Origin of the sequence: Paenibacillus rhizosphaerae (assembly GCF_014192015.1) — a bacterium.
GTDB classification, from domain to species: domain Bacteria; phylum Bacillota; class Bacilli; order Paenibacillales; family Paenibacillaceae; genus Paenibacillus_AQ; species Paenibacillus_AQ rhizosphaerae.
In genome coordinates, this window is the sequence record NZ_JACHXJ010000013.1 from 32,526 (window position 1) to 54,681 (window position 22,156).

General features: G+C 52.4%; 20 protein-coding genes and 1 other RNA gene. 17 read left to right on the forward strand and 4 right to left on the reverse strand.

Annotated features, from left to right (window positions below):
• Window positions 1-158 precede the first annotated feature (158 nt).
• Window positions 159-995 carry a carbohydrate ABC transporter permease gene (locus FHS19_RS34005; protein WP_076176951.1) on the reverse strand — a complete coding sequence of 279 codons (837 nt, stop codon included), beginning with the start codon at window positions 993-995 and terminating at the stop codon, window positions 159-161.
• On the reverse strand, window positions 992-1,957 hold the full coding sequence (locus FHS19_RS34010) for a carbohydrate ABC transporter permease (protein WP_183587822.1): 966 nt from the start codon (window positions 1,955-1,957) through the stop codon (window positions 992-994). Before FHS19_RS34010 ends, FHS19_RS34005 begins: the two co-directional genes overlap by 4 nt.
• A 268-nt stretch (window positions 1,958-2,225) precedes the next feature.
• Here FHS19_RS34010 and FHS19_RS34015 point away from each other — a divergent pair, with 268 nt between their 5' ends.
• The 3 genes from FHS19_RS34015 to argS all read left to right on the forward strand — a co-directional run bounded on the left by FHS19_RS34015 (window position 2,226) and on the right by argS (window position 5,765).
• The gene (locus FHS19_RS34015) at window positions 2,226-3,425 is read left to right on the forward strand and encodes a WD40/YVTN/BNR-like repeat-containing protein (protein ID WP_183587824.1); all 1,200 of its coding nucleotides are present in this window, start codon (window positions 2,226-2,228) and stop codon (window positions 3,423-3,425) included.
• A 238-nt stretch (window positions 3,426-3,663) separates the two neighbouring features.
• Window positions 3,664-4,089 carry a YwiB family protein gene (locus tag FHS19_RS34020; protein WP_183587826.1) on the forward strand — a complete coding sequence of 142 codons (426 nt, stop codon included), beginning with the start codon at window positions 3,664-3,666 and terminating at the stop codon, window positions 4,087-4,089.
• Window positions 4,086-5,765 (forward strand): arginine--tRNA ligase, encoded by a 1,680-nt coding sequence (gene argS, locus FHS19_RS34025; RefSeq protein WP_183587828.1) that lies wholly within the window; start codon window positions 4,086-4,088, stop codon window positions 5,763-5,765. Before FHS19_RS34020 ends, argS begins: the two co-directional genes overlap by 4 nt.
• 152 nt (window positions 5,766-5,917) lie before the next feature.
• Here argS and FHS19_RS34030 read toward each other — a convergent pair whose 3' ends face one another.
• Window positions 5,918-7,081 carry a S8 family peptidase gene (locus FHS19_RS34030; RefSeq protein WP_183587829.1) on the reverse strand — a complete coding sequence of 388 codons (1,164 nt, stop codon included), beginning with the start codon at window positions 7,079-7,081 and terminating at the stop codon, window positions 5,918-5,920.
• A 386-nt stretch (window positions 7,082-7,467) separates the two neighbouring features.
• Here FHS19_RS34030 and rpoE point away from each other — a divergent pair, with 386 nt between their 5' ends.
• The 8 genes from rpoE to rpmE all read left to right on the forward strand — a co-directional run bounded on the left by rpoE (window position 7,468) and on the right by rpmE (window position 16,250).
• Entirely contained in the window at window positions 7,468-8,028 is a 561-nt protein-coding gene (gene rpoE / locus FHS19_RS34035) for a DNA-directed RNA polymerase subunit delta (RefSeq protein WP_183587830.1), read from the forward strand.
• A gap of 418 nt (window positions 8,029-8,446) precedes the next feature.
• On the forward strand, window positions 8,447-10,048 hold the full coding sequence (pyrG, locus tag FHS19_RS34040) for a CTP synthase (RefSeq protein WP_183587831.1): 1,602 nt from the start codon (window positions 8,447-8,449) through the stop codon (window positions 10,046-10,048).
• A 175-nt stretch (window positions 10,049-10,223) separates the two neighbouring features.
• Window positions 10,224-10,607, forward strand: a complete 384-nt coding sequence (locus FHS19_RS34045; protein ID WP_183587832.1) for a response regulator — start codon at window positions 10,224-10,226, stop codon at window positions 10,605-10,607.
• Between the two features lie 176 nt (window positions 10,608-10,783).
• Entirely contained in the window at window positions 10,784-11,638 is an 855-nt protein-coding gene (fba, locus tag FHS19_RS34050) for a class II fructose-1,6-bisphosphate aldolase (protein WP_183587833.1), read from the forward strand.
• A 196-nt stretch (window positions 11,639-11,834) separates the two neighbouring features.
• A complete protein-coding gene (gene murA, locus FHS19_RS34055; protein ID WP_183587839.1) occupies window positions 11,835-13,085 on the forward strand; it encodes a UDP-N-acetylglucosamine 1-carboxyvinyltransferase in 1,251 nt (416 codons plus the stop codon).
• Window positions 13,086-13,282: 197 nt separating this feature from the next.
• A complete protein-coding gene (gene rho, locus FHS19_RS34060) occupies window positions 13,283-14,629 on the forward strand; it encodes a transcription termination factor Rho (RefSeq protein ID WP_076176962.1) in 1,347 nt (448 codons plus the stop codon).
• Between the two features lie 26 nt (window positions 14,630-14,655).
• The gene (locus tag FHS19_RS34065) at window positions 14,656-15,930 is read left to right on the forward strand and encodes a radical SAM family protein (RefSeq protein WP_183587841.1); all 1,275 of its coding nucleotides are present in this window, start codon (window positions 14,656-14,658) and stop codon (window positions 15,928-15,930) included.
• A 122-nt stretch (window positions 15,931-16,052) separates the two neighbouring features.
• Entirely contained in the window at window positions 16,053-16,250 is a 198-nt protein-coding gene (gene rpmE, locus FHS19_RS34070) for a 50S ribosomal protein L31 (RefSeq protein ID WP_076176964.1), read from the forward strand.
• Window positions 16,251-16,413: 163 nt separating this feature from the next.
• On the opposite strand, the gene FHS19_RS34075 is transcribed toward rpmE, so the two are convergent.
• Window positions 16,414-17,661 carry a stalk domain-containing protein gene (locus tag FHS19_RS34075; RefSeq protein WP_183587843.1) on the reverse strand — a complete coding sequence of 416 codons (1,248 nt, stop codon included), beginning with the start codon at window positions 17,659-17,661 and terminating at the stop codon, window positions 16,414-16,416.
• A 181-nt stretch (window positions 17,662-17,842) separates the two neighbouring features.
• Between FHS19_RS34075 and ffs the strand changes: the two genes are divergently transcribed.
• The 6 genes from ffs to FHS19_RS34105 all read left to right on the forward strand — a co-directional run bounded on the left by ffs (window position 17,843) and on the right by FHS19_RS34105 (window position 21,878).
• Window positions 17,843-18,110, forward strand: an RNA gene (gene ffs / locus FHS19_RS34080) — signal recognition particle sRNA large type.
• 224 nt (window positions 18,111-18,334) lie between these two features.
• Window positions 18,335-20,056, forward strand: a complete 1,722-nt coding sequence (gene dnaX, locus FHS19_RS34085; protein WP_183587845.1) for a DNA polymerase III subunit gamma/tau — start codon at window positions 18,335-18,337, stop codon at window positions 20,054-20,056.
• Between the two features lie 44 nt (window positions 20,057-20,100).
• Window positions 20,101-20,412, forward strand: a complete 312-nt coding sequence (locus FHS19_RS34090) for a YbaB/EbfC family nucleoid-associated protein (RefSeq protein WP_076176967.1) — start codon at window positions 20,101-20,103, stop codon at window positions 20,410-20,412.
• 27 nt (window positions 20,413-20,439) lie between these two features.
• Window positions 20,440-21,039 carry a recombination mediator RecR gene (gene recR / locus FHS19_RS34095; protein WP_076176968.1) on the forward strand — a complete coding sequence of 200 codons (600 nt, stop codon included), beginning with the start codon at window positions 20,440-20,442 and terminating at the stop codon, window positions 21,037-21,039.
• Between the two features lie 200 nt (window positions 21,040-21,239).
• Entirely contained in the window at window positions 21,240-21,551 is a 312-nt protein-coding gene (locus FHS19_RS34100; protein ID WP_246426964.1) for a hypothetical protein, read from the forward strand.
• Between the two features lie 54 nt (window positions 21,552-21,605).
• On the forward strand, window positions 21,606-21,878 hold the full coding sequence (locus tag FHS19_RS34105) for a pro-sigmaK processing inhibitor BofA family protein (protein WP_076176970.1): 273 nt from the start codon (window positions 21,606-21,608) through the stop codon (window positions 21,876-21,878).
• Window positions 21,879-22,156 lie beyond the last annotated feature (278 nt).

A 22,156-nucleotide genomic window follows, 5' to 3' on the forward strand; every position in this document is an offset into this window, starting at 1 on the left:
TCTTGGGTGCGGCGAGGCCATAGCGTTAACGCGCTGCTAACCCAAAGCGGCCGTCCAGGGCGCGCCGGGAGAGAGGCTTACGTTCACGATACGGTCCGGAAGAAAAGCATGGAATGAGCGAGTACCCCGTGGTTTTCGTTTATTGCGCTCCAGGATGACTAGCCTTTCAGCCCTGACGTTGCGATGCCCTCGACGAAATGCTTTTGCGCCAGGAAGAAGATCACGACCGGCGGCAGCACGGAGAGCAGGGACACGGCGAGCAGCTGACCCCACGGCACGGCCGACTGGGAATCGATGAACATTCGGAGCGCCAGCGGGACGGTATATTTGTCCACGGTATTCAGATAAATCAGCGGACCGAAGTAATCGTCCCAGCCCCAAATAAATGAGAAAATCATGACCGTAATCAGCGCCGGCAGGGTCAGCGGCATCACGATGCGCAGGTAGATGCCAAACCAGGTGCAGCCGTCGATTTTCGCCGACTCGTCAAGCTCCCGCGGAATGCCCCGGATAAATTGGACGATCAGGAAAATAAAGAAGGCTCCGCCCATGGCCGACGGGACGATCAAAGGCAGATACGTATTGATCCAATCGAAAGAATGGAACATCGTATACTGCGGGATGAGCGTGACCTGGCCCGGCAGCATCAGGGTCATCATCAGGATGGAAAACCACAGCCCTTTCAGCGGAAAGGTCAGCCTGGCGAACCCGAAGGCCACCAAGCTGGCCGAGATGACGTGCAGGACCGTGGTCGCCACGTTCAGCTTGAGGCTGTTCATGAAGAAGCGTGTAAACGTATACTTGGGCAGCGCGTTCCAGCCTTCCGTATAATTCTGCCACAGCCATACTTTGGGGAACAGGGAGGGCAGGCTGATCTCGGCTGTCGATTTGAAAGAGGCGCCGATCCACCAGAGCACGGGGTAGAACATCACAAAGCAGAACACGATCATCAGAATATGAACCAGCCAGTTTTGTTTTTTCAGAACGCCTGTCATTTGCGACCCTCCGTTTCCGTTTCGTAGAACACCCAATATTTGGACGCAATAAAATTAATCGCTGTGGCGATGCCGATAATGACCAGCAGGATCCAGGCCAGTGCCGAGGCGTAGCCCATCTGCAGCGAACCGAAGGCTTTGTTGTACAGGAACAGGGCAAACATTTCGGTCGAATTGACCGGCCCCCCGTTGGTAACGACAAACGCCGAGGTGAACATCTGGAACGCGTTGATGATCCCCATGATCAGGTTGAACAGAATGACGGGCGACAGCATGGGCAGCGTAATCCGGACGAATTTGCGAAAAGGTGTGGCCCCGTCCACAGAGGCTGCTTCGTAGAGCTCCCCGGGAACCTGCTTAAGACCAGCCAGGAAAATAATCATCGACGAGCCGAACTGCCACGCCGTCAGCAGCACCAAGGTTCCGAGGGCGGTGGAGGGCGTTCCGATCCAGTTCTTCGGGGCGATGCCGACCATAATCGCAAGCTGGTTGATAAATCCGTTGAGGCCGAAAATGTTGCGCCACAGCACGGCTACCGCCAAGCTTCCGCCGATCAGGGACGGAAGATATATAATCGTCCGGTAGAAAGAAATTCCCCGGATATTCCGGTTGAGCAGCATGGCGACCAGCAGCGCTGCCAGCAGCTTCAGGGGAACCGAAGTAATGACGTACAGGAAGGTCACCTTCAGTGAATTAAAGAAGAGACGGTCCTGCGAAATATCCTGATAATTTTTGAGCCCGATCCAGCGGGCTGGTTCCAGCAGGGAAAACTCGGTGAAAGATAAATAGAAGGACTGAATAATGGGCCACAGCTGCAAAATGAGAAAGCCCAGCAGCCAGGGAGCGATGAACAGGTAGCCGGCCAGCGGGGCGTTCCAGCGTCCTTTCCACGTTTTGGCAACCGTTTTCATGTTTTTGCCCGGCGGGGCCTTGTCCGCCGCAGGTATCGTTTGTGCATTCAAAATCAATCACCTCACGCCTTTTAGTAGCTCCCATTGTATCCTGCTCTGAACCATGCCTGTAGGCGAAGGATGCACAAATTCTTTCACTATTGAATGGTGTTTGCTCCTGTTTGGCTTGCTTCGCTCTCTTGTTTTGCGCTGTGCGCAAAGCCAAAGTCGCTTACCTATCCAAACACTCGCATGCTACTTCTGGAATCAGGAAGAGGACGTTTTTTTGCGAGTGGCAGGTCACCAAAGAGGGTAATGTAATCGATATGGAGGTGTCGTTATGATCATGAAAAAGCTGCTTAGAAGATCTTCCTTGGCTGCCGCTGCACTTATGCTGATAATGCCGGCGGGCTGGGGGTTATCGTCAGCGCGGACTTCGGCTGCTGCCTCAGCAGCTGTTCCCTGCGGAAGCGGCGATCACGGCTTGCTTCAGCAGGAGCAGAAACAGCACATGGGCGAAGGCGCGGATCCGCTTCATTTTACCGACATTCAGTTTCTGAACGGGTCGACGGGCCGGGCGGCAGGAACCGGGTTTATGATCGGCACATCGGATGCGGGGTGCCACTGGCAGGAAATTTACACGGGGAAATGGAATTTTGCCCAGATTCAATTTACGGACAATGTGAACGGATGGGCCATCGCCACCCTTCCTTCCCACCAGACCACGCATCTGCTCAAGACGGTGGACGGCGGATCGCATTGGAAAGAGGTGTATACGGCCAATCTGCCGTTTAACCGGCTGGAGGCGCTTAGTAAGAACACGTTGCACGGCTATACGCAAAACGGCGCCTACCGGACCGATAACGGCGGGAACAGCTGGGTGAAAATCCCTACGCCGGCCAATACGAGATATGCGGCGTTTCAGGATAAGAACAACGGGTATGTCCTAGTCGTGGTTCCCGGCTCGGGCTATAAAGTGCTGGGCACGGCCGACGGCGGGCACAGCTGGAGCACGAAGCTGAATGTGAAGTATGACTCCCCGTATCCTGCGGGCGGACAAATATACAGCAGGGACCATCAGGTCTGGGCGCTGTTCTATGGCGGCTCGGGCATGTCCCAGGTATCCTACTCGCTGTATGGCAGCACGGACCAAGGCGCACATTGGAAGCGCGTCATCGCCCAGTCCACGGCCGGCGGAGGTCCAGCTCCCGGCAGCGGGGCGGCTGTCGTCAATCAGGGACCGGCCCAGCCAGGCGGACACCCTGGCAACATGCAGCTGATCGGTCGGGAAACGGCCTTTCTATCCGGCGGATCTCCGGCGGGCGGTATGGTGTCTGTCGGCGTGACTTATAATGGAGGAAAAACGTGGAAGAACGTAAAGCCCTCCATTAATGGTTACGATTCGCGGATCTCCTTTACGGACGGCAAGACAGGTTGGCTTGTGGTGACCAGCGCCACCAAGTCATCGATTTATGCGACCCATGACGGCGGTGCCAGCTGGAACCGGAAGTTCGCTTTTAAGGAAGCGTTGAATCCTTAAACGGAGCGTCACTGGACGAATGAAGTTACAGATCACGATCAAAAGGGCGGGACTGCCGGTTATCACTGGCGGTTCCGTCTTTTTTCGATAACGGCGAGGGTTTCCCGGAATACGAATTCCCGGCGCTGTGAAAGCTGTACAGTAGCGGCAGTCCGTGACAGGCACGGTTTGTATTGAATTGATACAGCGAACTGGATATAGTAGTACAATAGGAAAGAATAGATTGGAGTATTGCGTAATGCCAGATGCCAGAAAGGCGACCGTCCGTCTGCGCAGCCGTCATGACGGCCAGGAGGTCAACCAGGAGATGACAGCGCAGGTATTTGCCCGCGGACAAGCTCTTTATGTGATGTACGAGGAGCCGGAAGCGGATTTGCAGGGGCGGAAGACCAAAACGACAGTAAAAATAGGCGCAAACAGCCTGAAAATGATCCGGCACGGCGCCGTGGAATCGGAGCAGTCTTTTCAAGAGGGGCAGCGGCTTCCAGGCTTTTACCGTTCGCCATATACGTCCTTTAACCTATCGACGGATACGCGTTCCCTTAAGATGGACCTGAACGGAATGACAGGGGAAATCAGCTGGGCGTACGATCTGTATGTATACGAGGAATGCACAGGGCATTTCACCATCAGCTTTTTTATACAGGAGGATAATCAATCATGACACTTAATCCACTCGAACAGATTCATCAGCTGGTTTTGGAGGCGGTCAAGGACGCTGTTGTCGCCGCCGGACTGGTTGACCGTGAAGAGCTCCCCAGCATTACGCTTGAGGTGCCAAAAGATAAATCTCACGGGGACCTTGCCACCAACGCTGCCATGCAGCTGACCCGAATTGCCAAGAAAAACCCGCGCCAGATCGCCGAAGCGATCCTGGAGCATATCGATGTGAAGAAAGCGTCCATCGAGAAGGCCGAAATCGCCGGTCCGGGCTTCATTAACTTTACGCTGAACAAAAGCTATCTGTACCCCGTGATCGAGCAGGTCTACGCGCAGGGCGAAGACTATGGACGCGTGCAGCTTGGCCAAGGGCAGCGCGTGCAGGTCGAGTTCGTCAGCGCCAATCCGACCGGCAGCCTGCACCTGGGACATGCCCGGGGAGCCGCTGTGGGCGACGCCCTGTGCAACATTTTGGACTTTGCCGGGTATGAAGTAACCCGCGAATACTATATCAACGATGCGGGCAACCAGGTCGAAAACCTGTGCAAATCGATCGAAGCCCGGTATCTCCAGGCGCTCGGACAAGATGCGGAAATGCCTGAGGACGGATACCACGGCGAGGATATCAAGGGGTTTGCCAAGGAACTGGTCGCCGAGAAAGGCGATTCCCTGCTGTCCATGGATCCGGGCGAGCGGACGGCGTTCTTCCGTTCGTATGGCCTGGAGAAAGAGCTTGGCAAAATCAAACGCGATTTAGCGCGCTTCCGGGTACATTTTGACGAATGGTTCAGTGAGACTTCCCTGTACGAGAAGGGTCTTGTTGAAGCATCCTTGAACGAGCTGAAAGCCAAAGGCCAGGTATATGAGCTGGATGGCGCCACCTGGCTGCGGACGACCGAATACGGGGACGACAAGGACCGTGTATTGGTGAAGAACGACGGCACCTATACGTACCTGACTCCGGATATCGCGTATCACCGGGACAAATACAACCGCGGCTATGACCGCATGATCAATATTTGGGGAGCCGACCACCACGGCTATATCCCGCGGATGAAAGCAGCCATGGAGGCTATTGGTAACGATCCCGACAAATTGACCGTGCTCATCGCGCAGATGGTCAGCCTGTTCCAGAACGGGGAGAAGGTCAAGATGTCCAAGCGTACGGGGAAAGCCGTAACGATGGAGGACCTGATGGAAGAGGTCGGCATCGACGCCATCCGCTACTTCTTCACGATGCGCAGCATGGACTCCCATCTCGATTTCGACATGGATTTGGCCATTTCGACGTCTAACGAAAATCCGGTATTTTATGTTCAGTATGCGCATGCGCGGATTTGCAGCATTTACCGTCAGGCGGAAGAGCAGGGGGTTGCGCTGCTCCCGCTGTCTGAAGTGGACCTCACGGTCTTGAACACGGAGCATGAGTATGACCTTCTCCGCAAAATCGGCGAGCTGCCGGAGGAAATCGCCACTGCTGCAGCGGGCTACGCGCCGCACCGGATGATCCGCTACGTATATGACTTGGCTTCGCTGTTCCACAGCTACTATAAGGCGCAGCGCGTTATCACCGAGGATGCCGCTCAAACGCAGGCGCGCTTTGCCCTGCTTGGCGCCGTGCGGACCGTTATCGCCAACGTGCTGAGAATCGTGGGCGTATCTGCTCCGGAGAAGATGTAATTCCTTTTTTTGAATACGCCAAACATATAAAAGGCCGTCTCCGGTTATTGCCGGAGGCGGCCTTTTTCAACAAATGCTAAATATTGTGGTTGTTTGGCATGAAGAACGCGGGCAGAAGCTCCGTTTGTCCTGAGCGGCACTGCCGCTATCGTTTAGCTTGGATTGTTTTTGCGTTTGATGCCTTCGCGCAGCAGCCGGTAGGCATTGATCTCACCGGTATGCACGACGCGGGATTGCCCTTTTCTCGGGCGCAGCGGTGTGGCGGTTGCGACGAGGAGCTCCTTGATTTCGGCCGGCGACAGGTCGGGATTTTGGGCAAGCAGCAGCGCGATCGATCCGCTGACATGCGAGGTCGCCATAGAGGTGCCGCTCATCTCGTGGTACTTGCCGCGTGTCCAGGAGGAAATAATTTTATCGCCCGGTGCGTAAATATCAATGAGGTCGCCGCGGTTGCTGAAGCTGGCAATACGGCGGTTCCGGTCGGTCGCCCCCACGGATATGGTCTGCCCGTACCTTGCAGGATAATCGATGCTTCGCCGTTTCCCGTCATTGCCGGACGAGGCAACGATCGAGATCCCGGCGGTATAGGCCTTGCCGACGATGTCCAGCAGCGCCTTGCTTTTGGTCTTCATACCGAAACTCATATTGATGATGTGCATGCGGTTGCGGACGCACCAGTCGATTCCCTGGATAATGTCCGAGACATAGGCGGATCCGTTGTTGTCAAAGGCTTTGACCGGAAAAATCATGGCCCGCGGAGCGACGCCGATCATGCCGTCAGGACCGTTCGCGGCAGCAATGGTTCCTGCAATATGGGTACCGTGCCCGTTGTCATCGAGCGGCAGCAGATGCCGGTGCAGCAGATTGATCCCTTTGGCCAGCGACTGGCGCAGATCGGGATGGTAATAGTCGGCCCCGGTATCGATCACTCCGATCCGGATGCGATATCCTGTCGAAGTGGACCAGGCCTTGGGAGCCTGAATTTGCTTGACTCCGTACGGAATGCCCGGGCTTTGGTTGACTTTGTTGTTCACCAAGGTATGGACCTTCATTTGGGTGTCTTCTTCAATAATAAGATCGTCGTGGTACTTGGACATCAACCTGCTGCTGACCGGAAAAGGGGCGATAATGGCCTCGAGGAGATCGGATACCTGGATGCCGGGCATTGTCGGATACCGAAGGTGAAGCGTCTGCAGCCGATCCTGGCAGGCATAGAAATGCCGCGGTTCGCGAAACCTGATAATATTTTTTTCACCGGACGATACGGGACTCTCCATATCTTCAAGCAGCATCTGGATAAAATCGGTGTAGTCCATGTTGGGCAGTCCCCCTCATAATGAACCCTGCTTTTGCATTGTATGAGCGGGGAGTGCAGCGGGAGTGGGAACATGCCCTTTTTTGACGAAATAGGCCCTGCCCCGATGTCAAAAGCCGGAGGCGGACATAATATAGACTGAAGAGGCCATGGGCGTCTCTTTCCAGGTCCCGTGAGGAGTTTCTCTTTCGTGGGCGGATACAGTCGGAAGGCGGAGGATACTCCGCCTTTTCACTCGCCTTTTTTGGGACAACCTTGCAGCCTTCCTTTATGCACTTAAAACTTGCATTTTATTTATAAATAGGTTTTACTTAGTTTTGATAATGGATATGTTGTTATAAGTAACGATATATAAGGTGAACTTTGCGTGAGAGGAAGTGTCCGTAAGTGAGTAACTCACTCCAGCTTAAAATGGATCCCGAGAAAATCCGGGAAATGCCAATGGTCGACCTGGCCTTTGCCGTTTTGAAGGCGGCCAATACGCCGTTTTATTATCTCGACCTGATGAAAGAGGTAGCCAAGCTTCGCGGCTTAACCGATGAAGAAGTTAAAGAGACCGTTGCGCAGCTATATACAGAAATTAATATCGACGGCCGGTTTGCCTGCGTAGGAACGAACCTGTGGGGACTCAAGCGCTGGTATCCGATCGACCGCTCCGAAGATCCGATCAGCAGCGCCAAGCGTCCGCGCATCATTAACGATGACGACGATGATGAGGATGACGATTTCACGGACGAGGAAGATACGTTTGCTGAGGACAGCGACGATGATTTCGACCGGATCGACGAAGATCATGACGACATCTATTCCGATGACGATTCCGAAGAAGAAGTGGAAGATGACGAAGACGTGATGCTCGACGACGAAGACCTGGAAGATGAAGATGCCGCCGACGAGGAAGAGGAAGAAGAAGAAGAAGAAGAAAACCTCGATGAGGACGAAGATTAATTCCATTCGCAGAATCGCAATCCTCTCTTGACAGGGGACAAGGCACAGAGTAAACTATTGCATGGGCTTATGATTGAGATTTAAATATGCGTATAATAATAAAAAGTGCCCCGTACTACGGGTGTCACTTTTTTGTTTTTTAATGCGGTATGTCATGGAAGCGGAACTCTCCTTCCATCATATCCGCGGGGGTAGATGAACTGGGAATGGAATGGAAATGATTCGTCTTTTTTAGTTCAATCTATATAATGTCGATTACCCAATTGTGCCATTTGATTTCAAATGGCGCATTGTTGTTCACAGAGAGAGAAAGCAACAAACTTGTTTCGGCCCGATTCCGATGAAAAAACGTGAATTGGGTTACGCTAAACATCATATGTCGCCTGAATTTCTGGACTTTAATAGGAGGGTTTTTACAGTGACAAAGTATATTTTTGTGACGGGCGGGGTCGTGTCTTCCTTGGGTAAAGGAATTACCGCCGCTTCACTCGGAAGGCTGCTTAAAAATAGGGGTTTAAAGGTGACGATCCAGAAATTCGATCCGTATTTGAACGTGGACCCCGGCACCATGAGTCCTTACCAGCACGGTGAAGTATTCGTAACGGACGATGGCGCCGAGACCGACCTTGATCTGGGGCACTACGAAAGATTCATCGACATCAACCTGTCCAAGAACAGCAATGTCACGACAGGGAAAGTGTACTCTTCGGTGATCAGCAAGGAACGCCGCGGGGAATATTTGGGCGGAACGGTTCAGGTCATTCCACATATCACCAACGAAATTAAGGAGCGGGTGTTCCGTGCAGGCCGCGAGGCAGGCTCTGACGTCGTGATTACGGAAATCGGCGGAACCGTCGGCGATATTGAAAGTTTACCTTTTCTTGAGGCCATCCGTCAGATCAAGAGTGAAATTGGCCGCGAGAATGTTATGTACATCCACGTGACGCTGATTCCTTACATTAAAGCTGCAGGGGAAGTGAAGACTAAGCCGACCCAGCACAGCGTGAAGGAACTGCGCAGCATCGGCATTCAGCCGAACGTGATCGTATGCCGGACGGAGCATGAGCTGTCTGCGGATATGAAGGCGAAAATCGCGCTGTTCTGCGATATCGACGAAAGTGCGGTCGTGGAGTGCCGAGACGCATCTACACTTTACGAGGTACCGCTGAACCTTCGTGATGAAGGACTCGACGAGATCGTGGTCAACTACTTGAAGCTGACGACGCCGAAGCCGGACATGACCGAGTGGGAAAGCCTTGTGGATCGCATCAACAAGCTGGAGAAAACGGTGGAAATCGCCATCGTCGGCAAATATGTCGCTCTGCATGACGCTTATTTGAGTGTGGTTGAATCCCTTTCCCATGCAGGATTTGATGCAAACGCCGATGTGAAAATCCGCTGGGTGAACGCGGAAGAAGTGACCGATGAGAACGTGGGCGAACTGCTGCACGGCATCGGCGGCATTCTGGTTCCAGGCGGCTTCGGTGACCGCGGGATTGAGGGTAAAGTATCGGCGATCCGTTACGCCCGTGAGAAGCAAATTCCGTTCTTCGGCATTTGCCTCGGCATGCAGGTGTCTGTGATCGAATACGCCCGTTCCGTGCTGGGACTTGAAGGAGCGAACAGCTCGGAAATCAACCCGTCTACCGAGTATCCGGTGATCGACCTGCTTCCGGAGCAGAAGGATATTGAAGACTTGGGCGGAACGATGCGCCTTGGATTGTATCCTTGCAAGCTGGCCGAAGACTCCCTGGCGATGCAGTGCTACAATGACGAGCTCGTCTATGAGAGACACCGCCATCGTTATGAGTTCAATAATGAGTACCGCGAGCAGGTTGAAAAAGCGGGCTTGCGCATTTCCGGAACGTCCCCGGACGGACGCCTGGTGGAAATTGTGGAACTCCCCGGCCATCCTTGGTTCCTGGCTGTGCAGTTCCATCCGGAATTCACGTCTCGTCCGAATCGTCCGCAGCCGTTGTTCCGTGAATTCGTGAAGGCTGCGCTGCAAGTAGAACGTTAATATACAGCTATGGGTCTCCCTTAGGAGACCCATTTTTCATTTATATGAAGTTGCAGGAATTTGTATCTAGAAGGCGAATACCTTTAAATGGAGATTGCAGGAGTATGGAATTAACAGTTTAGTTAGGAACTAGGGGTATGATTCGGACGCAGCTGATTGTTGGGAGGTAAGTTGAGTGAATAACAAAAAGGTATTGATCGTCGATGACCAGAACGGCATTCGCATTTTGCTTATGGAAGTGTTCAACAGTGAAGGTTATACGACGTTTCAGGCGGCCAACGGCAAGATTGCACTGGAAATTGTGGAGAAGGAATCGCCGGATCTGGTTCTGCTCGATATGAAGATTCCCGGAATGGACGGGCTTGAAATCCTAAAGCACATCAAGGAAATGAACCCATCCATCAAAGTCATTATGATGACAGCCTACGGAGAGCTCGATATGATCAAGGAAGCGACCGAGCTTGGAGCGCTCATGCACTTTACGAAGCCGTTCGACATCGATGAGATGCGGGTGGCGGTGAACATGCAGCTCAAAGACAGCCCGGTTCAATTTGGCTAAAGCGATGGAATTCTGCTGACCCGGCAGAATTCTTTTTTTGCCTTGTCCTTCCTATACCTGCTTAATTTCAAATGCTTGTTTAGCATTTACAATATGATGTGGTATAATAGCGCTGAATGCGAATTTCGGCTTAAAACCCTTAGATCAGACAAACACTTTTTAGGAGGATTGGAACCATGCCATTAGTATCCATGACAGACATGTTAAACAAAGCACTTCAAGGGAAGTATGCGGTTGGTCAATTCAACATCAACAACCTTGAGTGGACGCAAGCGATTCTTGCTGCCGCCGAAGAAGAGAAATCCCCGGTAATTCTGGGCGTATCCGAAGGCGCGGCTCGTCATATGGGCGGATTCTATACCGTTGTAAAAATGGTGGAGGGCCTGCTTCAAGATATGAAGATTACGGTTCCCGTAGCCATTCACCTGGACCACGGTTCTAGCTTCGACAAATGTAAGGAAGCGATCGATGCTGGATTTACATCCGTCATGATCGACGACTCTCACAGCCCGATCGACACCAACATCGAAACGACGCGCAAAGTGGTTGAATACGCACATTCCAAAGGCGTTTCCGTAGAAGCCGAAGTCGGAATGGTCGGCGGTCAGGAAGATGACGTAGTCGGATCTGTTATGTATGCCAAACTGGATGACTGCGTGCGTATCGTCAAAGAAACCGGAATCGACACACTGGCTCCGGCGCTTGGCTCTGTTCATGGACCTTACAAAGGCGAACCAAACCTCGGCTTCAAAGAAATGGAAGAGATTCGTGACGCGGTGAACCTTCCGCTCGTTCTTCATGGCGGTACAGGCATCCCGACGCATGATATCAAGAAAGCCATCTCTTTGGGTACATCCAAAATCAACGTCAACACCGAGAACCAAATTTCGTTCACCAAAGCGGTGCGTGAAGTTCTTGCTGCAAAACCGGACGTATACGATCCGCGTAAATACATCGTTCCAGGCCGCGATGCCATCAAGGCAACCGTTGTCGGCAAAATCCGCGAGTTTGGATCCAACAACCAGGCTTAATGTTACACAAGGTTTGAAGTAGGGCCCAGCCCTACAGTGTGGTTCATGATATAGAGGGCTGCCCCGCTCCGGGGCACCCAATTGAATAGCAAGGAATGGAAAGCACACCGCTTAGCCGGTGTTTTTCCATTTCATACACCAAAATGGACACAGAACTATTTTGCGGCTGCGAAGTATGTGGGGGGAACCTTAGCTTATGGAAAAATTGATGATCAGCGGTGGACGCCCACTGCAAGGCACCGTTTCAATCAGTGGGGCGAAGAACAGCGCCATCGCGCTGATTCCCGCGGCTATTTTGGCGGAGTCCGAAGTAATACTGGACAACCTGCCGCTGCTTAGTGATGTGGCGGTATATGCAGAAATACTGGAAGAACTTGGGGCGAAGGTGTCCTGGGATGGGAGCCAGATGAATATCGATCCTTCGCGGATCGTATCCATTCCGATGCCCAACGGGCCAGTGAAGAAGCTGAGAGCCTCCTATTATATGATGGGTGCGCTGCTTGGCCGGTTTAAGGAAGCTGTCGTCGGCCTGCCGGGAGGATGCAATTTCGAGCCCCGTCCGATCGATCAGCATATTAAAGGTTTTGAAGCGCTGGGCGCGACCGTGACGAACGAGCATGGCGCGATTCATCTCCATGCGAAGGAGCTGCGCGGGGCAAAAATTTACCTCGACGTATCCAGCGTAGGCGCGACGATTAACATTATGCTGGCGGCTGCCAGAGCCAAAGGCTCCACAATTATCGAAAATGCGGCGAAAGAGCCTGAAATTATAGATGTGGCCACGCTTCTGAACTCCATGGGAGCCATTATTAAAGGCGCCGGCACGGAAACGATTCGTATCGAAGGCGTATCCGAGCTGCACGGCTGCCGCCATTCCATCATCCCGGACCGGATCCAGGCGGGAACGTATATGATTGCCGCCGCGGCAACGCGCGGTGACGTATTGATCGACAATATTATTCCTAAGCATTTGGAAGCTGTCACAGCCAAGCTCCTCGAGATGGGGGTCCAAATCGAGGAGCTGGACGAGAGCATTCGTGTGATGGGGAGTCCATCATATGGGCATGTCGATGTGAAAGCACTGATATACCCAGGATTTGCTACGGATTTACAATCGCCAATGACCAGTCTGCTAACCCAGGCCGATGGCGTAAGCGTGCTCAGCGATTTTGTCTACAGCAACCGGTTTAAGCATGTGCCGGAGCTGGTCCGCATGGGCGCCAAAATTCGCGTCGAGGGCCGTTCGGCCGTCATCGAGAAGAGCCGCCTAAATGCGGCCAAAGTCAAGGCTTCCGACCTCAGAGCGGGGGCTGCACTGGTGATCGCCGGCCTTACGGTAGAGGAAGGCGTGACGGAAGTGACCGGCGTGGAGTACATCGACAGGGGTTACGACCACCTCGTCAGCAATCTGCGGATGCTTGGCGCCGATGTTTGGCGCGAACAATAATCAGGGTGCTGTAATATTAGGAGAATGCGGGAAATAGATTGAATGAAGCCGATTTTTTCATCATGACCTGCATATCTCCTTCTAATTTGGGTAATCCTATCCTAATGAGGATTTTCATAGACTCATAGATTGGCGTCTTCATCCATTTGATGCTAAGCTCTTGTCAGGACTTATAAAATTGAATAGGTGGTTATTACATGGATTTACAAATTGCCGATTTGGAAGAAATGAAGCTGACCGAATTGTACAAACTGGCGAAGAAATACCAGATCCCTTATTACGGTCAGTTGAAGAAGAAAGAACTGATTTTTGCTATTTTGAGAGCGCAGGCCGAACAGAGCGGACTTATGTTTATGGAAGGTGTGCTCGAGATTCTTCCGGAAGGTTACGGCTTCCTAAGGCCGATCAATTACCTGCCAAGCACGGAGGACATTTATATCTCCGCCTCCCAGATTCGTAAATTCGACCTTCGTACGGGAGACTTGGTATCAGGGAAGTGCCGCGCACCGAAGGAGAACGAGCGGTATTTCGGTTTGCTGCAAGTCAATGCAGTCAACGGGGAGAGCCCAGAGACGGCATCCGAACGGTTACACTTTCCGGCACTGACTCCTCTCTATCCGCAAAAGAAACTTGTGCTTGAAACATCCCCTAACCATTTGTCTACTCGAATTATGGATTTGCTCGCCCCGGTCGGTCTGGGACAGCGTGGTTTGATCGTTGCACCTCCTAAAGCAGGTAAAACGCTCCTCTTAAAAGAAATTGCCAACAGCATTTCCACCAACAATCCCGAGATTGAACTTTTTGTACTGCTGATTGACGAACGTCCTGAGGAAGTGACGGATATGCAGCGTTCCGTAAAAGGAGAGGTGGTTGCGTCAACGTTTGATGAGCTGCCGGAGAACCACATCAAGGTTGCGGAACTGGTGCTTGAACGCGCGCTGCGTCTGGTTGAGCATAAGAAGGACGTTGTCATTCTGATGGACAGCATCACCCGTCTGGCCCGTGCTTACAACCTGGTCATTCCGCCATCCGGACGTACGCTGAGCGGCGGTATCGATCCGGCGGCATTCCATCGTCCGAAGCGGTTCTTTGGTTCTGCCCGGAACGTGGAGGAAGGCGGCAGTCTGACCATTTTGGCCACGGCGCTGATCGATACCGGTTCGCGGATGGACGATATTATTTATGAAGAGTTTAAGGGAACAGGCAATATGGAGCTGCATCTGGACCGCAAGCTGGCCGAGCGCCGTATTTTCCCGGCCATCGATATCCGCCGTTCGGGTACGCGTCGTGAAGAGGTGCTGTTAACGAAGGATGAGCTCGATACCATTTGGGCGATCCGTAAAAATATGAACGAATCCGCCGACTTTGTGGAGGGATTCTTGAAGAAATTGCGTGACTGCAAAACCAATGCCGAATTTTTGGCTTCCTTTGACGTGCATGGAGCAGGAAACGGCCACAGCCGCAGTTCCTCCTCGTCCTCGAACAGCCACAGCAGCAACCGGCGCACCTCACGCCCGTCGACGGCTTCCGTGCCGCTGACTTAAATTTAGAGCATAAAGAGGAGAACATCATGTATCTGGTATATGCCGATGAAAAAGGCAACGTATTTGATCATCCAACGCTGTACGGCCTTGGCCGCAGCGCGGATATGATCGTCGAAATTATGGAAGATGAGCTGATTCCGCTGCCGGAAGGCGCGACGCTGGTCGGTCTCCCCAACACCCGTGCCATCGGTATGGACCCGGAAACGGGTGAGATGACGGCGCTCCCGGGAGACGCTCAGGCCGTGGGGGCATTGCTTCCGCAGGGGTACACCCGGTTATGCCTGCCCGGCTATGTGAAGACGGACAAGGAATACAAGCTGCCGCTCTTTGGTTACTCGGCGGTCGTGTGGAAGGATGGACAATTTTACACGACGGGCCGGCTGTCGGATGACCCGGAGAAGTGGAATCCGCTGAACTGTGATATAGAGGAATTGGAGCTTGGCGTGAAGCGCCTGACGGAGAAGTATCCGGAGAACCGGCTGTACCAGCATTTGTCCAATTGTGCGCTCGGTTATGAATGTCTGACGGCCTCCAATACTTTTCTGAATCGTTGGGAAGGAGCCGTACCTGTATCTTACTCCTGTAACGCCGGATGCTTCGGATGTATTTCGGAACAGCCGGATGACAGCGGATTTGTGGCGCCTCAGACCCGGATGAATTTCAAACCGAGAGTGGACGAGCTCGTTCAAATTATGCTGGAGCATTTAAAAACGCCGGAGTCGATCATCAGCTTCGGACAAGGCTGCGAGGGCGAACCCTCCACGCAGGCCAAAATCATCATTGAAGCGATGCGCGAGGTGCGTTCGATTACGGATATGGGATATATTAATATCAACACGAATGCCGGCCTGACGGATTTCATCCGCGGCATCGTCGATGCGGGTCTGGACCTGATGCGGGTGAGCACGATCAGCGCGCTGGACGATCATTATAACGCCTACTATAAGCCGCGTGGATATACGCTCGCCAATGTGGAGAAATCGCTGAAATATGCGTCGGACCAGGGCGTGTATACGTCCATCAATTATTTGATTTTCCCTGGCGTCACCGACCGCGAAGAGGAAATCGAAGCGATGGTGGAGTTTGCGCGCCGGACCAATCTGAAGCTGATTCAGCTGCGTAACCTGAACATTGATCCAGAGAGCTATTTGGAATTAATCCCTCCGGCCAAAGGCGAAATTTTGGGGATGAAGCAGGCGATTGAAATTTTTCAAGCGGAGCTTCCGGATGTGGTCATCGGTTCGTATACCCATGTTCCACCTGCAGGCATGATCCGCCCGAAAAAGCCGATTCTGTCTTAATCCGGCTGTGCCTATAACCCGAAGAAATCATTGATTTATAGGCGTGTCCCTGCTATAATGAATTTATGTGTCAACATAACTCTGGGTCCGCCTGAGGCTCAGGGCAAAAAGAGGTGAAAGTCATGAAAACAGAAATTCAACCAAAATACCACGTTACTACGGTAACTTGCGCATGCGGCAACACGTTCGAAACGGGTTCGGTCAAAGAAGAGCTTCGCGTCGAAATCTGCTCCAACTGCCATCCGTTCTTCACTGGTAAACAGAAATTCCTGGATGCTGGCGGCCGTGTTGATAGATTTAAGAAGAAATACGGAATGTAATCGCTGCCTGGCAGCATAGATCCGTTATATTTTTAACAAATGACAATCCCCGGTTCGATGAACCGGGGATTTTTTCTTTAATGAGATCAGTATAATGACATAAACTCGATCCTGTATTCCGTAAAAAACCTTCCTTTTACGCACTATGCATGTATTCCGCGTCTTAATCGTTCAAGTCGACCGATTGGCCGATTTTTGCCCATACGTTGGTTTTGTTAAAGCCGAGGCGCCACAAGGCGATACCTTTCAGGTTATGCCGCTTGGCGAGGCCAATTTTGGTGTTCACGGTGTTCTCGTTTTCACTCGCCAAGTTAACGCCGAGAACCAGCTTGCCGGCAGGTACCTGTTTGAGCGCAAGCTGGATGGCCGCATCCACTTTGTCGTTAGGCTGCGGATTCTTCTCATCGGTATAGGCATAAGCCATAACGATGAGCTCATCGGCCAGCGTACCCAGCTTTTTGTAATCATATCCATGAAAAGAACCGTTCAGAGGCGGCAGGGCGATCGACAGCTTCAAGCCCTGGGCGTGAGTAGCGGCCGCTGCTTTTTGGACGAAAGCATTATATGATGCCTGTACAGCCGCTGCGTCCCCCGTAAGCCCAAGGCCTTCCAGGTCCAGCAGGATGCCTTGGAATCCATTGGTTTTGGCCGTATCTACCATCTGCTGAATCAGGCTTGCCTGAAGCTCAGGATCCTGGGTCGCCTTTGTCAGTTCCAGCTTGGTATCGCCGGAGAACACCATCAAGTAAGGGGTTGTGCCGGCTGCAGCAGCGGAGCTGACAAGGCTCTCCGGCGTCACATCGCCAGCCGCTTGCGGCCATTTGAAATCCTGTCCTGTCGTTGTGAACCGGCCCTGGTCGTCGATACGGCTCCAGCCAAAGGCGGCTGCATCGAAGCTTGGAAGCAGGCTTGACTCAGAAAATGACGAGAGGGCGTAAAAGGCCAGCGTATACATCTTTTCTTGGGGGGACACGATAGTAACGGTATGCGTCGTCTGATCCCAATTGACGCCGGCGCCGAACTGCTGGCTGAAGAAGCTTAGCGGAATCAGGACGCTTCCCCCGGACATTTGGGGAGCTACGGTCAGCGCCGTTTTGGTCCCGTCCACGGTCGCGCTGCGGCTTCCGACGGTCAGAACGACCTTTTTCGTGGAATCCTTGTCCGTCTTTACTGCTGTGATCTGCTTGGCCGAGGCATTCCACTGCACATTGATGCCCAGCGCTTCGGAAATGGCCCGGAAGGGCACGAGTGTCGTTCCTTGAACGACTTTCGGTGCGGCCGGGAAAGGCAGCGGATATCCGTCCAGCACGATACTGACGGGTGCAGCGGCGCTTGCCGGCTTCTGGCCGATGCCGCTCCAGGCAGTGGCTGCAATGAGCAGGCACAATGCGGTTTTGGTTGCTTTATTCATGCGCGATGTTCCTTTCCATTTTAAATCGTATGTGTAAGATTGGTTGTGGTATAGGACCACTATATCAATAAACGTTTGCTAGATGAATAAGGAACGAGAATAATAGATTTATTTTTTAGCGTTTATCCACTTTCTGCCGGGTGGTTGCTTTTTGTACAGGCATGCGATATACTTATTTTCACCGTGCTAGATGGGGAGGTAGCGGTGCCCTGTAACTCGCAATCCGCTGTAGCGAGGTTGAATTCCTGTTAGAGGTATTGTCGATGTGAGGTTTGGTCCCTACGTGCAATGTTGACGGCTGGGTCCTCCGCAATGAGTACTTGTGAACCTGGTCAGGTCCGGAAGGAAGCAGCCATAAGCAAGCCCACTCTTGTGCCGGAGGATAGCCTAGCCCGAGTTGTTACGCAGGGGTGCCGCTCGGATCGCAATCATCAATAACAGGTGCACGGCTTAAACTTGACAATTATTTCAGCATCTTTGCCATCAGGTGGTAAAGATGCTTTTTATTTATTCCGGAAGTTCTCATGGCGGCCTTTCGGTAACGGACGCAGGCGGCGGACAGGTAAAACCCTGCAGCAACATGCGTGTTGGACGTTTTGCATGGCGCCGGATTATAGTATAATGATGAGGCAACGAACCCACGCTTAGTGGAAGTTGAAAGAGGGTAAGCGAAGTGGAACATATAGCGTTGTACCGTGCCTGGCGGCCTCAGTCGTTCCAGGACATGGTGGGACAACAGCATATCATTCAGACGCTGCAGAACGCGATCCGTGAACAGCGGGTTTCCCATGCCTACCTGTTCAGCGGCCCGCGCGGAACCGGTAAAACCAGCGCTGCCAAAATTTTGGCCAAAGCGGTGAACTGCGAGCGTGGACCCGCTGCGGAGCCGTGCAATGAATGCGAATCCTGCCGCAGAATTACTTCGGGTGCGGTGATGGACGTGCAGGAAATCGACGCCGCCTCCAACCGCGGCGTGGAAGAAATCCGCGATCTTCGCGAGAAGGTGAAGTACGCACCGACCGAAGTAAGGCATAAGGTTTATATTATTGACGAAGTGCATATGCTGACGACAGAGGCGTTTAATGCGCTTCTTAAGACGCTGGAGGAGCCCCCTCCGCACGTCATGTTTATTTTGGCGACGACCGAACCGCACAAGCTGCCGGCGACGATTATATCGCGCTGTCAGCGGTTTGATTTCCGCCGGGTATCCCTGGAGGAGCAGACGGATCGGTTAAGACAGATCTCACAGGAAGAAGGCATTGAGGCGGAGAATGAAGCGCTTCAATATATAGCAAGGCTATCCGACGGCGGGATGCGGGATGCGCTGAGCATCTTGGATCAGATTGCGTCGTTTACCGGCGGTCATGTATCTTATGAACAGGTGCTGAGTATGACGGGCGGGATTGCTTCGGAGCAATTCGGCAAACTTGCGCAGGCCATTCTGGATGGCGACGTGGGCCAGGTGCTCATGCTGGTGGAAGGCTTTATGCAGGAAGGCAAGAGCGCCGATAAATGCATGGAGAACCTGCTGTATTATTTCCGCGATCTTTTGATGATCCAGATGATTCCGCAGGCAGACAAGCTCACGGACCGTGTCCTTCACCCCGAAGAATACAAGGAGATGGCCGCTGCCTTTTCCCGCAAGCAGCTGTTCCAAATGATCGATACGCTCAATCATTATCAGAGCGAAATGAAATATGCTTCCCAGCCGCAGACGTTGTTTGAGGTTGCGCTGCTCAAGCTGTGCGGCATCCCCCGTGAAGCGGGGGACAGTGATCGCCCTCAAGAGGCGGCGGCCGATTCGGCTGTGATCAATCAGCTCAAGCAGCAGGTCGCCTCTCTGGAGAAGAAGCTCGAGCGCTTCATCAAGTCTGGTGCGGCTCCGGCCGCCGGCGCTAGCGGACCGTCCAGGCCTGCAGCTCCGCCGGCCCCGCGTATGTCGTCGGCCGCGAAGATTCCAGCGAATATGGATCAGTTTGTAGCAAGTAAGGGAAGTCCTGAATTCATGGAGATTCAGCGCCAGTGGGCTCACATCCTGCAAGGAGTCAAGGAGGAGAAGGTGACGGTCCATGCCTGGTTTATGGACGGGGAGCCGGTCTCCGTGCTCGATGACGCCGTATTGGTCGCCTTTAAAAACAATATCCACCGGGAAACGACCGAGAAGCCGGCTAATAAGCAGGTGATCGAAGGCGTGATGCACTCGGTGCTCGGCAAACCGTATCATTTAGTCACCATGATGCAGCGGGATTGGAGTGCCTCGATGGAAGGGGCTGCGCAGCCCAAGGAAGAGCTGAAGCTTGAGCACGAGCATGAGTCGAAAGATCCAAATTCAAAACCATGGATTGATGAGGCGCTCCAGATATTTGGAGAAGACCTCGTTATCATAAAAGATTAACCGCACCTTGAAGTGCGCTCAATTAATTAAAGGAGAGATGACCCATGAATAATATGAATCAAATGATGAAGCAAGTGAAAAAAATGCAGGAGCAAATGCTCAAGGCACAGGAAGAGCTTGCTGACAAAAAGGTCGAAGGTACTTCCGGCGGCGGCGTGGTTACCGTTGAAATGAACGGCCACAAAAAACTGCTCTCCATTACGATTAAGCCGGAAGCCGTTGATCCGGACGATGTGGAAATGCTGCAGGATCTGGTGATGACTGCAGTGAACGATGCGCTGAGTAAAGCGGACGAAATTGCGAATGCCGACATGGGCAAATTTACAGGCGGAATGAAAATTCCCGGCTTGTTCTAAATTTAAAGCTGAAGGAGATCCTGCGCTTTGTATTATCCCGAACCGATCTCGAAGCTGATCGATGCGTTTACGCGACTGCCGGGCATCGGGCCGAAAACCGCGGCCCGGCTTGCTTTTCATGTGCTGAACATGAAAGAAGACGATGTCATTGACTTTGCCAAGGCCCTAGTCAGCGTCAAGCGGAATCTCACCTACTGTTCCGTATGCTGCAATATTACAGACACCGATCCGTGCCGAATTTGCCAGGATAAAACGCGCGATCCGTCTGTCATTTGCGTAGTGCAGGACCCCAAAGATCTTGTCGCCATGGAGCGGACCAAGGAATTTAACGGTTATTACCACGTTCTTCAGGGGGCCATCTCTCCGATGGAGGGAATCGGTCCCGATGACATTCGGCTGAAGGAACTGCTTACACGGCTTAGTGATGAACGGGTTAAGGAGCTTATTTTAGCGACGAATCCGAATATCGAAGGGGAAGCGACAGCGATGTACATTTCGCGGCTGGTACGCCCTTTTGAAATCGTCGTGACGCGTATTGCGCATGGTCTGCCGGTAGGCGGCGACCTGGAGTACGCGGATGAGGTAACCTTGTCGAAGGCTTTGGAAGGACGCCGTCAATTGAATTGATGTTAAGCTTGGTGTTTAGCGTTTTTGTTAAATGATTATTTCCATAATGAATCGTGCACTAATAGAAGGAGCCTCCTCGGAGGCTTCTTTTTTGTTCTAAGTTTGTCCCTTTCCTGAATAAGTATGAGAATGGAGACGGTATGAGGTGCTTTGTGCTTTAGCCGCCCATATCTTTCGTGGACAAGGGAGGAGTCTGGGACATGACTTGGTTCAAAAAGAATAAATCAGGAATGTCTGCCCGGCAGTACCAAGAGGAACAGGAAGAGAAGTGGATCGTTTATAACGATGTCCAAAATGCTCATGCGGAATGGGAACGGGCCAGGCTGCGGTTTGAGGAGGCGCTCGGACAAGATCAGATCGATTATGCCATTTATATGTTGGAAGCAGCGGAGCGCAAGTATCAAATGCATCTGAAGCAAGCAAAAGACATCGGCCTCAACCGAGTGCAAATGATAACAAGGGAAGCATCAGCGGCAGCCAGAGGGATGGGCACCCGGACGATGTCCCATTAAATTGCGAAGGTCATCATTTTATTTATAACGATTCCATTGGGAGGAGATTCATCCATGACCGTTAAAATGTTGATTTGGGGTGTGCTTGGCGTCTCGCTGTTTCTGCTTCTGTTCATCGTCTTCAAGAAAAAGCTGGGGTTCGGCTGGTTGACGATGTTCGGCGCGCATTTGGTGTTGGCTGCACTGGGACTTTACCTGGTAAATTTCTCAGGCCTGATGTCCGAAGTATACATCCCCCTTAATCCAGCAACGATAGGAACAGTAACGGTGTTGGGACTGCCTGGCGTAGCGCTGCTGTATGGTTTAAAATTAACATTAATGGGGTAGTTGACGAGTGGTTGCATTCTGTGGTACATTAATTCTCGCCCCTTTCGAAAAGGTACAAGCCTGCCAGACCGGCAGGAAGCGAAAGAAAAAAGAAATTAAAAATAGTGCTTGACGAATTGCTGGGTAACATGATATATTATAAGAGTTGCTGCTGAGATAAAGCGGCGACGCTGAAAGAGAAGTTTTGATCTTTGAAAACTGAACAACGAGTGAGTATAAACGCGAAGGTCTTATGACCGGAGCGAATGGAGATTAAATCAATCTCGTCAGATTCAAAA

Coding starts and splice junctions, on each gene's coding strand:
- rpmE (WP_076176964.1), top strand. CDS start 16,053: ATGAAAACAGAAATTCAACCAAAATACCACGTTACTACGGTAACTTGC.
- FHS19_RS34100 (WP_246426964.1), top strand. CDS start 21,240: ATGACTTGGTTCAAAAAGAATAAATCAGGAATGTCTGCCCGGCAGTAC.
- argS (WP_183587828.1), top strand. CDS start 4,086: ATGACACTTAATCCACTCGAACAGATTCATCAGCTGGTTTTGGAGGCG.
- FHS19_RS34030 (WP_183587829.1), bottom strand. CDS start 7,081: ATGGACTACACCGATTTTATCCAGATGCTGCTTGAAGATATGGAGAGT.
- fba (WP_183587833.1), top strand. CDS start 10,784: ATGCCATTAGTATCCATGACAGACATGTTAAACAAAGCACTTCAAGGG.
- FHS19_RS34090 (WP_076176967.1), top strand. CDS start 20,101: ATGAATAATATGAATCAAATGATGAAGCAAGTGAAAAAAATGCAGGAG.
- FHS19_RS34105 (WP_076176970.1), top strand. CDS start 21,606: ATGACCGTTAAAATGTTGATTTGGGGTGTGCTTGGCGTCTCGCTGTTT.
- murA (WP_183587839.1), top strand. CDS start 11,835: ATGGAAAAATTGATGATCAGCGGTGGACGCCCACTGCAAGGCACCGTT.
- FHS19_RS34020 (WP_183587826.1), top strand. CDS start 3,664: ATGCCAGATGCCAGAAAGGCGACCGTCCGTCTGCGCAGCCGTCATGAC.
- FHS19_RS34075 (WP_183587843.1), bottom strand. CDS start 17,661: ATGAATAAAGCAACCAAAACCGCATTGTGCCTGCTCATTGCAGCCACT.
- rho (WP_076176962.1), top strand. CDS start 13,283: ATGGATTTACAAATTGCCGATTTGGAAGAAATGAAGCTGACCGAATTG.
- FHS19_RS34065 (WP_183587841.1), top strand. CDS start 14,656: ATGTATCTGGTATATGCCGATGAAAAAGGCAACGTATTTGATCATCCA.
- FHS19_RS34015 (WP_183587824.1), top strand. CDS start 2,226: ATGATCATGAAAAAGCTGCTTAGAAGATCTTCCTTGGCTGCCGCTGCA.
- FHS19_RS34005 (WP_076176951.1), bottom strand. CDS start 995: ATGACAGGCGTTCTGAAAAAACAAAACTGGCTGGTTCATATTCTGATG.